Source organism: Pseudomonas sp. NPDC087697, assembly GCF_044743155.1.
In the GTDB taxonomy this organism is placed as follows: Bacteria; Pseudomonadota; Gammaproteobacteria; order Pseudomonadales; family Pseudomonadaceae; genus Aquipseudomonas.
Map to the genome: position 1 here is coordinate 300,846 of NZ_JBIUVW010000001.1, position 13,697 is coordinate 314,542.

At 59.0% G+C, this 13,697-nt stretch carries 10 protein-coding genes; 1 reads left to right on the forward strand and 9 read right to left on the reverse strand.

Annotated elements, in window-relative coordinates; all coding sequences use genetic code 11:
* Window positions 1–2: 2 nt before the first annotated feature.
* Window positions 3–2,276 (forward strand): molybdopterin cofactor-binding domain-containing protein, encoded by a 2,274-nt coding sequence (locus ACIPIN_RS01320; protein ID WP_401114198.1) that lies wholly within the window; start codon window positions 3–5, stop codon window positions 2,274–2,276.
* Between the two features lie 434 nt (window positions 2,277–2,710).
* Here ACIPIN_RS01320 and ACIPIN_RS01325 read toward each other — a convergent pair whose 3' ends face one another.
* The 9 genes from ACIPIN_RS01325 to ACIPIN_RS01365 form a co-directional block, all read right to left on the reverse strand.
* Window positions 2,711–5,023, reverse strand: a complete 2,313-nt coding sequence (locus tag ACIPIN_RS01325; RefSeq protein WP_401114201.1) for a TonB-dependent receptor — start codon at window positions 5,021–5,023, stop codon at window positions 2,711–2,713.
* Window positions 5,024–5,095: 72 nt separating this feature from the next.
* Complete coding sequence (locus ACIPIN_RS01330; protein WP_401114204.1) at window positions 5,096–5,476, reverse strand: fe2+ zn2+ uptake regulation protein; 381 nt, start codon at window positions 5,474–5,476, stop codon at window positions 5,096–5,098.
* Window positions 5,477–5,636: 160 nt separating this feature from the next.
* The gene (locus ACIPIN_RS01335; protein ID WP_401114207.1) at window positions 5,637–6,620 is read right to left on the reverse strand and encodes a siderophore ABC transporter substrate-binding protein; all 984 of its coding nucleotides are present in this window, start codon (window positions 6,618–6,620) and stop codon (window positions 5,637–5,639) included.
* Complete coding sequence (locus ACIPIN_RS01340) at window positions 6,617–7,399, reverse strand: ABC transporter ATP-binding protein (RefSeq protein WP_401114210.1); 783 nt, start codon at window positions 7,397–7,399, stop codon at window positions 6,617–6,619. The genes ACIPIN_RS01335 and ACIPIN_RS01340 overlap by 4 nt, the downstream gene beginning before the upstream one ends.
* The gene (locus tag ACIPIN_RS01345; RefSeq protein ID WP_401114213.1) at window positions 7,396–8,346 is read right to left on the reverse strand and encodes an iron chelate uptake ABC transporter family permease subunit; all 951 of its coding nucleotides are present in this window, start codon (window positions 8,344–8,346) and stop codon (window positions 7,396–7,398) included. Before ACIPIN_RS01345 ends, ACIPIN_RS01340 begins: the two co-directional genes overlap by 4 nt.
* On the reverse strand, window positions 8,343–9,287 hold the full coding sequence (locus tag ACIPIN_RS01350) for an ABC transporter permease (RefSeq protein ID WP_401114216.1): 945 nt from the start codon (window positions 9,285–9,287) through the stop codon (window positions 8,343–8,345). The genes ACIPIN_RS01345 and ACIPIN_RS01350 overlap by 4 nt, the downstream gene beginning before the upstream one ends.
* The gene (locus ACIPIN_RS01355; protein WP_401114219.1) at window positions 9,284–11,053 is read right to left on the reverse strand and encodes an ABC transporter ATP-binding protein; all 1,770 of its coding nucleotides are present in this window, start codon (window positions 11,051–11,053) and stop codon (window positions 9,284–9,286) included. The genes ACIPIN_RS01350 and ACIPIN_RS01355 overlap by 4 nt, the downstream gene beginning before the upstream one ends.
* A complete protein-coding gene (locus tag ACIPIN_RS01360; RefSeq protein ID WP_401114222.1) occupies window positions 11,047–12,837 on the reverse strand; it encodes an ABC transporter ATP-binding protein in 1,791 nt (596 codons plus the stop codon). Before ACIPIN_RS01360 ends, ACIPIN_RS01355 begins: the two co-directional genes overlap by 7 nt.
* A gap of 161 nt (window positions 12,838–12,998) precedes the next feature.
* Complete coding sequence (locus tag ACIPIN_RS01365) at window positions 12,999–13,517, reverse strand: sigma-70 family RNA polymerase sigma factor (protein WP_401114225.1); 519 nt, start codon at window positions 13,515–13,517, stop codon at window positions 12,999–13,001.
* Window positions 13,518–13,697 lie beyond the last annotated feature (180 nt).

Here is a 13,697-nt window from a genome sequence, read left to right on the forward strand (position 1 = left end):
CGATGTTCAACGACACCTATCCAGACGAGCTCCCCCGCGCGTTGCAACACATGCTCGAACGCGACCAGATCGACGGCCCCACCACGCTCCCCCGCCGCAGTTTCCTGAAAATCCTTGGTGTCGGCGGCCTGGTGTTGGGGGCATTTCCTCACCTGGCCCTGGCGCAACAGCCTGGCGACAACCGCGCAGAAACTCTCAAGCCGAGTCAGCAACCCTCGGCATTCGTGCAGATAGCGCCCAATGGGGAAGTCACCGTAACCATCAACCGGTTGGAGTTCGGTCAGGGCGTGCAGACAGGCCTACCGATGATCCTCGCAGAAGAGCTTGATGCTGATTGGAGTCTCGTGCGCAGCCGCAATGGTACAAGCGACATCGCCTACCAGGACCCTCTCTTTGGCATGCACCTTACTGGCGGTTCCAATTCGATCAAGAACAGCTATACCCAGTACCGCGAACTGGGTGCCCGTGCTCGCGCCATGCTGCTCGCCGCGGCGGCCGCGCGCTGGAATGTGGATGTGGCCAGCCTGAGTACGGAATCCGGAATGGTGCTCGGCCCGGCGGGCCGCAAAGCGAGCTATGGCGAACTGTCGGAGGCCGCCATGGCGTTGCCTGTGCCCGAAACGATCACGCTCAAGAACCCCAAAGACTTCCGAATCATTGGCCATGCCACCACCCGCATCGATGCCAAGGCCAAGAGCAGTGGTCAGCAGGATTTCGGCATCGACATGAAACTGCCGGGGCAACTAACGGCCGTGGTGGCCCGACCGCCAGTATTCGGTGCCAAAATTTCCTCTTTAGATGACAGTGCTGCACGTGCCATCAAAGGCGTGAAAGCGGTGCTGCGTGTACCGCTCGATGGGGGGGCTGAAGGCGTAACCGTCGTCGCTGACGGTTACTGGCACGCCAAACAAGGGCGTGATGCACTCAAGCTGCAATGGGATACGACGACTATCGAAAAGGTCGATAGCGACAAGCAGTTGGCCGACTACCGGGAGCTGGCGGCTCGTCCTGGTCCACGGCTCTTCGAGGCGGACATGGCGCCACTGGAAACAGCACCACATCGATTGGAAACCGAGTTCGTGTTTCCTTACCTGGCCCATGCGCCAATGGAACCGTTGAACTGCACAGTCAAACTGTCCGGAGAACGCTGCGAACTATGGGTGGGCACCCAGTTTCCCGGGGCTGACAGCGCGGCAGCCGCACGTGTACTGAACCTTAAGCCCGAGCAAATTCAAATTAATGTACAGACCGCTGGCGGAGGTTTTGGCCGGCGTGGCATAGCCACCAGCGACATAGTGGTACTGGCATGCGAGGTGGCCAAGGCCGCGCGAATGGCCGGTTTAGATGTACCGGTGCGCACCCTGTGGAGCCGCGAGGACGATATCAAAGGCGGCTATTACCGCCCCATGCACCTGCACCGTGCTCGTATCGGTTTTGACGAAGCCGGCAAGGTGCTGGCCTGGGACCACGTGGTGGTAGGACAGTCCATCATCAGTGGCACCATGTTCGGGGGGCGGGTGAAAAACGGCATAGACCCCACGGCAACAGAAGGTATGCGCGATCCCTATCCACTGCCGATGCGTTTGACGGTGCATCACCCGAAACTCAACGTGCCGGTGTTGTGGTGGCGTAGCGTAGGGTCCACCCACACAGCTTTCGTGATGGAGACGGTGATCGATGAGATCGCCCGAACAACCAAACAAGATCCAGTGGCTTACAGGATGAAACTGTTTGCCGATCAAAGTCCGCGTCATCGCGCTGCATTGCAACTGGCGGTGGACAAGAGCGAGTACGGCAAACGCGAGCTGCCTGCTGGTCGAGCCTGGGGCGTTGCGGTACATGAGTCGTTCAGTTCGGTAGTGGCTTACGTCGTGGAAGCTTCGATGCAGAACGGCCGTCCGGTACTGCACCATGTGACCGCCGGCGTCCACTGCAACCTGGTCGTCAACCCGCGCAGCGTTGAGGCCCAAGTACAAGGTGCCGCCCTTATGGGGCTGTCAATGTGCTTACCGGGCGGCGCCATCACCTTAAAAGATGGCGTCGTGCAACAGAGTAATTTTGCAGACTTCAACGTTCCACGCATCACCGATATGCCGGAGTTTTCCATTCATGTCGTGCCAAGCGCCGAGCCTCCCACAGGGATGGGTGAACCCGGCCTTCCACCGTTGGCCCCCGCCTTTGCAAACGCGGTCGCACGCCTCACGGGTAAGTCGGTGCGTGAGCTGCCCTTCAAGCTGACGCGACAGAGCCGGGGGACTGACGGTCAAGAGCCTTAATCAGCCAGAGGCCCATCCACTTGAGAAAGCCTTTGGCAATAGGACCGGGATCGACGAGTCCGGACATACGGACTCGTGGTCCTCTCGGCTAATAACCATCACAGCCACTTTGCCGGTACTACGAATATGGGTACTTTCCTCGGTCGCTCGTGTTCTGCGTGCGAGCGGGGGCAATATTGGGGCAACGCAAGGTTTTTTCGCCTTGAAAACACTGACCTGGAGCCAAGTCAAAATGTTTTTTGGCGACCCTGAGAGTCTATGACTGCACTGAGATCAGCGATTACGCCGTCTGATTTCTAACCCACGGACACGATAAAGCCCCGAAGATTCGAGGCTTTATCGTTAAATCCAGCGAGAATTCCAGCGTGCCGTGTCGTACCGCCAAGACCGGAGAAAGTCGTAGAACTCTCCCCTGCCTCTTGGCTGGCCGACTGTCAGAAATCAACCGATGCCGAAAGCTGAAGGGTACGTGGCGCGCCCAGGCCGCCGGACAGGCCACTGCCGTCGCCGCCGCTGTAGGAACCGATCCAGTATGCCCGGTTGGCGATGTTCTCTACGTTAGCCCGTAAGGTCACAGGTTTGGACATAACCTTGGTGGTGTACCGACCGCCCACATCGAAAACGGTGTAAGACGGCAACTCCATCCGATGGTCGTCCGTGACGTAGCGGCTGCCTACGTAGTTCGTGCCTGCGGTCAGGGTCAACCCAGGGACCATCTCCAGGTCGTACTCGGCCCCAAGCTTGGCGATGATTTTCGGAACGCCGGTCACCTGATTGCCTTCGTTCGCCGTTACCAGCGCCTTCGTCAACACCGCCTGCGTGTAGGAAACACCGCCCATCAAACGCAGATCTGGTTGGGCTTCACCGAAGAAGCTCCATTCCACACCACGGTTGCGCTGCTCGCCATTGACGCCAAAAATATTGGTGATCGGGTCGGTAAAGGTGCTGGGTTTTTCGATCTGGAACACGGCCAACGTGGTGGCGAACGTACCCAGGTCAAGCTTGGCGCCCACTTCATACTGCTTTGTCTGAATCGGGCTCAGGATTTCACCCGAGTTGGCTGCCGTCGTCGGAGCCGTCCCCCCCTTAGACAGACCTTCGATGTAGTTCGCGTAGACCGACACATCGTCGGTGACCTTGACCAGCAACGCGGTAGCCGGCGAAACACGGCTCTCGTCGTAATGGGAAGTCTTGACCCGCGCCGGGGTCAGGTTTGAGCTTTCCACCGACTGATGTCGCCCGCCCAGCGTCCATTGGATACGACCATCAAGGAACGAAAGGGTATCGAGCAAAGCAACACTGCCCAGCTTGTCTTCGGTCCGGGAGGTGACAGCACCAAATTTGCCCAAGGGCGGCGTTGGGCCGAAGTCGAGGTTGTAGTAGTTGGTGGTCACGTAGTTGGGTATCTGAAGATCCTTGTAGCTCATCTCCGACTTGTACTGAGTGGCCGCCAGCGACCATTCGTGGCCTACGGGGCCGGTGTCGAAGCGGCCCTTCAGACCAGCCTCGCCCGATTTCTGGGTGCCCTGCCCATCCGAGCGATAAGCCAGAACATTGATATCACTGGCGTTGTTGACCAGCGTGTCGCGCGTCATCAGGGCGTTGCGGCCACCGTCCCTCTGCCCATAGGCCGCAAAGGCGGTGAGCGAGTCATTCAAATCGACCTCGCCTCTGAGCAAGAAGGTTTCGGTGTCGTTGGTGGTATATGCCCAGTCAGGTGCCAGCGCGTAATCACCCTTCTTCGCGCGGGGTACGTTGGTGACCTTAGGGTTGATCGAGGCAATACCGAAATAGTTGGCGCCCTCCAGATGTTCACGTTGCTTGTAGGCGTCCAACGACAGGCGGATGCGCTCGGCGCGCCAGTCCAGGCCCAGCGCATTGAGCTGCATGTTTTGTTTCTGATCGTCTACGGCGGTGTCGCCGTCGCGGTACACCCCGTTGTAGCGGATACCAAACTGATTCTGCTCGCCAAAGCGCCGACCCACGTCGGCATGCGCACCGTATAAACCATTGGATTCAAAAGAGGTCGTCAGGCGCGTCAGGGGTTCGTCGCCGGCGCGCTTGGGGACAATATTGATGCTGCCTGCGACGCTGCCATCTGGTGGCATGCCGTTCAGCAGAGCGGACGGGCCCTTGAGCACTTCGATGCGCTCGGCCAGCTCGGTCGCGCCACGCAGGTTCGGCGCCATACCGATCAGGCCGTTGTAGGTGATGTCGTTGGCGCTGGTATTGAAGCCACGAATAAAGAAGGTTTCGATGATGGCCCGTTTGGAGGGGACGTTCACCGATGGATCGGTTGCACCGATTACCGAACCGATGTCCTTCGCCTGGTGGTTGCGCACGAAGTCATCGGTGTAGCTGATGGCGCTGAAGGGAGTCTCCATAAAGTCCTTGGTGCCCAGCAGCCCGACTCGACTGCCAGTGGCAACCTGGCCTCCAGCATACGCAGGCGGCAGGTCGGCAGATGCGCCCATAGTACCCTCCACCGTCGTTTCAGACAGGACAAGGCTACCTTCGCCAGTGCCCGTCGGAGACTGCGTTGACGGCTCAGGGGCAGGCGCAGCGGCCACAGCCATCGCCCCCCCGGTCAGACCTAGCAGCAGCGCCATCTGTACGGCAGAGAAAGTGCGATTCAAGGTAAACGAAAAAGCGCGTTGCGTAGCCTGCGATGAATCAGGGTTGGCGCTATGTAGGCGGCCGTGTTCCGACATGCTGGATTCCTTTCGATGCAAATAATTGGAGTGCATTCACTAGGTTTCCGTACCAGAACGCCAAATCCTCAATCTAAATGATAAATATTTACAATCATTCGCCGCGCACTATTCGAAATGTCGCCCGCTACACCGCTGCTCTAAAATTGCTTTTGCTCCACTGGTCAGGCTGTAGCTCTTGTCGTGATTGCGGGTAATGACGCCCACGGAACAAAGGCGCTTGAGCGCATCACGAACGCTGACGAGCGATAACGCCAGCGCTCTAAGTTGATCATGTACCGACTTCGCATTCACCGTCGTCCCGTTGACAGCCGCAGCGCATAAAATATTGATGATTTTGAAGCGCAGTAAGCTGGTACGTAGCCCATAGCGATATAGCATCTCGCGAATGTGCTCGTTGTTACTGTCGCAATCGAAGGGGCGATGCGTGGATGAGCTTTGCAATTGCTGGGGCGCTAGAGCTTCTTGCGAGGCTGATCTGTGGTACATGCGAATAGTCCATTTCTATTGTTTTAGACGCCATGGGATGGCTGCCGTGCCTGAAATCACCAATGGCGATCCCCCATGACCGAAGCAAAATGCGAAATCCACAAAAAGGGCCGGCGCCTGAACAGGACCAGCCCTTTGTGCTGCAGATACACGTCGCGAATCAGCCCTTGTAGCCCTGAACCACCTCGTCAGCCATTCGATTGAGACAGGTCACGCTAGCGGTACACAGATACCAGGTCTGAGCATCGACAAAGATTACATGGCCGTTGTTCCAGGCCTTGGTCTTGCGCAGCAGCGGGTTATCCAGGCTCTTGATGTCCAGTGCCGGACGATGCTCCATCACCGCGGTACGGTCGATTACATAGAGAATGTCGGGATCGGCCTGCTGGATAAACTCATTGGAAATCGGCTGTCCATGCAAACCGGCTTCGATGTCAGTGCTGGCCGGTTTCACGCCCAAGGTGTCGAAGATAAAGCCGTAGCGCGACTTCACGCCGTAGGAGGTGAAGGCGCCGTTGTTATGCAGCACGATCAAGGCTTTCTCTGGACGCCCTTCGGTGACACGGCGGGTCTGTTCCACCTTGGCTTCCATTTCCGCGACTTTCTGGCGGGCCAGTTCCTCTTTGCCGAGGATGCGTCCCAAGAGGGTCAAATGCGCCTTGGCTGTGCCGATGAGATTGCCTTGCTTGTTGGTCAGGTCCACGTCGTCGTAGACGGTCGGGGCGATCTGGCTGAGCTCCTTATAGCTTTGTGCCTGGAGCGGAGAGATCAGAATCAGATCAGGCTTGAGCGCATGCAACCGCTCGAGATTGGGCTGAACAGTCGCCCCTACATCCATAACATTCGAGTCGTCACGGTATTGGGTGAGAAAGCTGGTGACGTAGTCCTTGGCGATGCCCACCACCGGTGCCCCCAACTGATCGAGTGTATCGAGCTCGCTCATATCGAAAGCCACTACGCGTTCGGGTAGTTTGGTCACCACGGTTGTGCCCAGAGGATGCTCGATCTTGACCGGCTCGTAGTGCGCCTGCGCACTCGCTGGCGGCGTGGCCTCTGCCGCCGGCTTGTCACATCCCTGCAGCCCGGCCGCTACGGTCATTGCCAGTAGCACTCCACAGAGTTTTTTCGGGTGATCAGTGCTCATATCAGTTCCCTTGAAGGTGATGGGTTGAAGTAGTTGCAGACGAACCCTTGTTCGCTCTGCAGGATTTCGAAATCCAGACCAAAAAGTTCGCGCAGGTGCGCCTCGGTAACAACCTCCGCGACCGGGCCGTGGCAGTGAATTCCCCCGCCTTTCATGGCAACGATATGATCGGAATAGTTGGCCGCGAAGTTGATGTCATGGACCACCAGGATCACTGTGCGGCCTTGCTCGTCACACAAGCGACGCAAGGCACGCATGATTTGTACGCCATGCTTCATGTCGAGGTTGTTGAGCGGCTCGTCCAGCAACAGGTAATCCGTTTGCTGGGCAATGGTCATCGCCAGGAACGCCATCTGCCGTTGTCCGCCGCTGAGCTCGTCAATGTAGGAGAGGCGCAGGGACTGCAAAGACAAGAACTCGATGGCCTCATCGATTGCCTCGCGATCCTGGGCGGTAAGCGCTCCACGACTGTAGGGGAAGCGCCCGAAGGCTACCAACTCCTCGACGGTCAGGCGCAGGCTGAAATCCGGGGACTGGCGCAAGGTGGCCACGCGCTTGGCATAGTCGCGAACGGGCACATCCAAAATGCTGCGCCCGCCTATCAGAACGTCGCCCCGGGTCGGCGCCAGCAGGCGTGCGATCAACATCAGCAGCGTGGTCTTGCCCGCCCCGTTCGGGCCGATCAGCGACGTGACCTGCCCCGGTGGAAACCGGACGCTGACGTCACTAAGGACATGCTTGGTGCCATAGGCCTTGTAAACGTGATTGAGGGAGATCATGGGGTGCCTCGGGTTCGAATCATCAGCGCGAGGAAATACACACCACACACCAGGTTGACGAGAATGCTGACGGAGGTGTTGTAGTTGAATATCTGCTCGACTAGGTATTGGGCGACAATGAAAATGCCAATGGCGATGGCGCAACTCATGGGCAACGTGACCCGGTGCCGAGCGGTTCGGGCAAGCGCATATGAGATGTTCGCAACGAACACTCCCATGAATGCCGTCGGCCCGACGAGGCTCGTCGAGATCGCCACCAGAATTGCAATAAGTGCCAGTTGAAGTCGCACGCTGCGCAGGTAATCGACCCCCAGGGAAATGGCTTGGTCACGTCCCAGGGAAAGCACATCGAGCACCGGCAGGGTTCGTTGGGCGATGCAGCACACCGCCGCGACCAGCACGCCCGAATAGATAACCTGCCCAGGTTGCGCCTTGTTGAAGGAGGCGTAGTTGAACCCTTGGAAAATCGAGAATTCTCCGGGGCTGATCTTCAGCTGGATAAATTGGGTAAACGTCCCCATCACCATACTCAGTACCAGTCCCAACAGGAGCAGCAGGTACACGTTGTTGCTCCCGTCACGGAACAGCCAACGGTGAATAAGCCATGAATAGCCGAGCATCAGCAGGACCGACAACAGGACGTTACCGTCACGCCCCAGCAATACCAGGCTCTGGGTGCCCAGCACCAGAATCAGCAGTGCCTGGAACAGCAGGTAGATCGCCTCATACCCCATGATCGCCGGCGTCAGTATCCGGTTGCCGGCGATGGTCTGGAAAATCACCGACGAATAGGCAATGCACACCCCGGCAATGCACATCGCCGCCAAACGGGTGAGTCGTTTGGGAATGACGTAGTCGAAGTCGAAGCCGGCCCCCAACAACAGGAACGCGATCGCCAGCGCCAAAACCAGCAGCCAGAGACCATAACGGGTAGCCACGCGCCTCATGTGTACTTCCTGATCAGCAGCACGAGAAATAATAGGCCGCCCACGCTGCCGGCGGTGAGGCCGATAGGCACTTCGAAGGGGTAGATCAGCAGGCGGCCGAGGATATCGCAGGCCAATAACAACGACGCGCCACACAAGGCGACGATGGGCAATGTTCGCTCCAGGTTTTCGCCGTAGTGCAGCGCCACCAGGTTGGGAATCACCAGCCCGACAAAGGGGATCGCCCCCACGGTGATGACCGTGGCGGAAACGGTGACCGCCACGAGCATCAGACCTAGCGCCGCATTGGCTGCGTAGTTCAAGCCCAGACTGCTGGCCATGCCCTCACCCATCCCCAGTACGGTAAAACGGTGCGCATAAAGGTAGGTGAGCACGACGATCGGCAGGATCAGATAGATGATCTCGTAATTGCCCTGCACGATTTTGGAGAAGTCACCGAGCATCCAGCCCTGCATGCTCTGCAAGATGTTCTGACGGTAGGCGTAGAACTCGGCGACGGCGCTCAATACGCTGCCATACATCAGACCTATGACCGGAACCATCACAGTGTTCTTGAACTTGATACGGCGGATGATCGCGACATAGATCAGGCTCGCGGCAAAACAGAACGCCAGGGCAAACAGCATCCTGCCGGCAGCACCAGCGGCGGGGGCCACCGTCAGTGAAATCAGAATGCCCAGCTTTGCAGAATCCAGTCCACCGGACGTGGCGGGCTCGACGAACCGGTTACGCACAATCTGCTGCAGGATCACGCCGCAGACGGCCAGCCCTACCCCGGTGAGTATCAGGGCCGCGAGACGCGGAAGGCGGCTGGCAGTCAGTGTCAGCCAGGCATCATCGGAAAATGTGAAAAGTGCTGTCCAGGAGACCTGCTTGACTCCCACCATCAGCGAAAGGCAACAGAACACAACAAACAGGATCAGTAAGGCTGCACGACTCAAGAATCGTCCTCACTGCCAAACGCCCCGGCAATGCGCCAGCCCTTTGCAGCCCGGCGCTGGGCGAGAAAGTGCGCGTAGAGCCCTGGCTTGGCACTCAATTGCGCGTGGGAACCTTGCTCGCTGAGCTGGCCGTTATCGAGCACCAGAATCTGGTCGGCCATGGCCACCGTCGAGAGCTGGTGCGCGATGACGATCAGCGTACGAGTACCACGCAAGCGTGCCAGTGCCTCAGCGATAGCGGCCTGGTTCTCGGCGTCGAGCGCGGCAGTAGCCTCATCGACCAACAGAATCGGTGCATCCTTGATCAGCGCACGGGCGATGGAAATCCGCTGACGCTCGCCACCAGACAGTCGGGCGCCGCCCTCGCCCACTGGTGTATCCAGGCCTTGAGGCAGTCGTTCGACGATCTCCACGACGCCGGCTTTTCTTGCCGCTTCCATCACCTGGGCATCACTGGCATCGGGTTTGCCGATGCGGATGTTATCGGCGATGCTGCCCTGGAACAGGTAAGCATCCTGGAATATCTGACTGATCTGGCCGGCCAGTTGCTCGCCGGACATCTGGCGCACATCCACACCGCCCACGATCACACAGCCTTGAGTCACGTCGAAGAAACGCGCGATCAGCCTCACCAGCGTGGTCTTGCCCGAGCCGGAAGCGCCGACCAGAGCGGTCATGCTGCCCGGCTCGATACGCAGGCTGACATCCCGTAATACATCAGCCTGGTCCTCGGCATAACGAAAGCTCACGTTGCGCAGTTCGACGGACCCATCGACGGGTGCCTGTGGCGTCTGCGGTTCAGGCAGCGGCTTGACCGCAAAGATCTCACGCACGGCTCCCAACTGGCCACGCGCGCCACGCAACACCTCGCTGTAGCCAGCCACTTCCAGCAACGGATCGATAAAGCGGCTGACCAGCAGCAGTGAAACAATGACCGCGATGACCGTTCCCGCCTCCAGGCTTGCGCCCAACAGCTCACCCAGCCATAGCGTGGCGGCCACCAGCAAGGCTGCGAAGCTCGCCTGTACAGCCCAGGCATTGAACACCACCGACATCGCCGAGACGTGAATCAACCGTCTCGCGGAGTGCTGCTGGCGCCCGATGGCCTGTTCAAGAAACTGAGTACCACCGTCCTCGCCATTGAACGCCCGCAGCACCGATTGCGCCTGGGCGAACTCGACCATGCGCTGGCTGGTGTGGGCCGCGTTGTGCTGGAAGTCCTGGTCTGCACGCTGCCCCAAGCGAGCGGTCAACACAAAGACACCCAACAGGATCGGCAGCGTCACCAGCGCGATCAGGCCCATCTGCCAGTGCAAGGCGAACAGTGCAATGAGGATCACTACCGGCGTGACCACGCCTGTCATCAGCGGCGTGAAAACGTGAGCGGGAAGCTGCGCCATTTCCATCATGCCCTGGGACGCGACATGGCTTAGCCGCGCGGTGTTTTGTGCGGTGAACCACCCCACCGGCAAACGCGCCACATGGTCGCCGAGCCGATGGCGGCCCCGCTGGAGAACGGCGATGCCTACACGGATACCGGCTTTCTCCACAGTGCGTCGTAGCGCCCAGCAAATCACCACGCCGATCACCAGCGCGACCAACCATTGCCCCGCTGCGCGTGTTTCACCGCCCAGCAGGCTGGTGAGTATCGGCACCAAGGTGACAATCGTCAGCCCGCAGAGCAGGCCGTAGACCAGAGTCATATAGAGATAGCGCCGCAGCACCGGGGCATCTTCACCCAACAGTTGAATAAAGGTTCTCAGCATGCCGATACCGCCTGTTCCTTGGCCTGTTCGTAGCCGCCCAGTGCCCACAGTCGGGCGTAGCGGCCTTTGCGGGCGAGCAGCTCGTGGTGACGTCCCTGCTCACAAATCGTACCGTTGTCGATCAGAATGATCTGGTCGGCGTGCTTCACCGTATCGAGCCGGTGAGCGATCACCATCAAGGTGCGGCCCTGGGCGAATCGCGACAGCGCTTGCTGGAGCTTCACCTCGTTCTCGGCATCGGCTGCCGCCGTGGCTTCATCAAGCACCAGCACCGGTGGGTCCAGCAACACGGCGCGGGCAATACTCACGCGCTGTAACTCGCCGCCGGAGAGCTGCACATCCTCACCGATCACCGAGTCATAACCCCGTGGCAAGGCGAGGATGCGCTCGTGAATATTCGCGGTGCGCGCTGCGTCTTCGATTTCCTGCTGGCTGGCCGATGGCCTGCCCAAGGCAATGTTGTCGCGCAGGCTGGCATGGATAAGACGCACTTCCTGCAACACAAAACCGATGCGCCGGTACAACTGCGCGCTTTCGATCTGCCTGATGTCGACGCCGCCCAGGGTAATGCGCCCTTCAGTCGGATCGAAGAAGCGCAGCAGCAGGCGCGCCAATGTCGACTTGCCGGAGCCGGAAGCACCGACAATCGCCGTCACGGTGCCGGGCTTGAGGGTGAAGCCAATGTCCTTGAGCACCGGGTTCTGGCCGTCGTAGCTATAGCCGAGTTGCTCGACGCGAATTTCGGCATTTTCGGGCAACTGCTGTGATTCGCCCGCCAGGGTTTCCAGTACCGGCGTTTCCAGTAGCGTATGCACACGCTGGGCAGCGGCGGTAGCATTGTTCAGGTCGTGGGTGATGTAGCTCAACAGCAGCAGTGGCGCACAGATGCCCGGCGCCACCAAGGCGAAGGGCAAGACCTCGACCGGGGTGATCCAGCCCAGGCTCACCAGCAAAGTGCCAAAGGCCAGCACCACCCCGAGTACCGCAACCGGGGTAATCATTGCATGGGCATTGGCCATCGCGCTGACCAGCGGCCGTGTGAAGTCGGTGAACGCCTCGGCGAAGGCATCCACCGCCTCACGGTAGCTGCCATGGGCCTTGCCCTCGACACCGAAGGCCTTGACCACGGGAATGCCGTTGACGAACTCAACCACTGCGTTGTTGATACGTGCCATACCGGCGCCGAACGATTGCATGTTCGCCCCACTGGCCTTGGTCGCCCTGGAGAAAAACAGGAAAAACAGCGGGAATGGCAGCAGGGAGACAATCGCCATGCGCCAGTCCATGGCAAACAGGTACAGGATGGCGATGAGGATCGCACCAACGGTACGGCCCAGCGTGGTAAAGAAATGCGCAGTCAGGCTGTGCAGCGTACCGATGTCATCCTGCATTGCCTGTTTGACTTCACCCGAAGCCCGACTGGTAAACCAACCCAGCGGCACCTTGGCCAGTCGACGAGTAATCGCCAAACGCAAATGGCCGGTGATGTGATTGTCGGCCAGGTGCGCGACCATCTCGCCCATCGAAATCAACGTCATGCCGAGGAACAGGCACACCAGGCTGACGCTGACAACCCGCCAGACCTGATTCTGCATCTGGACCCAGCCGGTAGCGACCTCGGCCTGCCCCATCGAGAACTGGGCGATATGGGCGATGCCGGCCAGTGGCACCATCGTCAGGATGGTCCCGATGGCGGCCAGTACCGCGGCGACAATCAGCCGGCCGCGTACGGGTCTCAGTATCCGAGATACCGAGCCGGCGGCGGGTTTGTCTTTAACACTCATGAGCTCTCCTGAATAACCACTGCCGGCAGCCTGAAGGCATGCCTGACTTCCTTTGTGTTCGAGCGTTTTGCGCGTTGCGTACCTTGTATTCCGAACGGCGACGCAAAATCCTCAATCGAAATACCGATTAATCCGTTTGCCGCGGTGAACCGAACGACCGATCACAGGCCCGCCCCCGACGCGAATGGGTGACAGGCCCGAAGGCCCGCAGCGATGTATTTCTCGACGGAGGACACCGACACCTTCAACTCGGCCGCGATATCCCGGTGACCCATGCCATGCAACTTGCACAGCAGCAACGCTTCGCGGGCCTTGAGTGGCTTGTTATGCAAGGCAACATCGATCTGAGACAGGGCCTCAGATGCCAGTGCGCGAACCTCTTCTGATGGCACCAGAGGCTCGGCTTGCTGCATCAGCCCTTCCAGATGGCTGGCCTCAAGATGCCGGCGGCGATACAGATCTATCACCATTCCTTTGGCGATTTGAGTCAGATAACTGCGCGAGTTCTCGGTCGAGGGAACCTGGCCCTTCCTGATGAGGTTGAGATAGACATCATGGGCAAGATCCGCGGCATCCACCGAATTGCCCAGCTTGCGACGCAACAAACTGCACAACCAGCGGTGATGGTCGACATACAGCTTTTCAAATTGCTCCTTGGACGCGAACGCTCCGTTGTCCACAACACCTCTCCTGAGACGATGGTCTTCGCGATCAGATTTTGACTAATGCGAATAGGTATGATTATTATTTAGCATCATACGGTGTTCATGGAGCCCCTGCAATGCGACCTCATTGCAACTCCTTTGACGCCCGGGATCCTGGGCGTTACACCAGACCGAGGATCGGTCTGTCGGCACTCG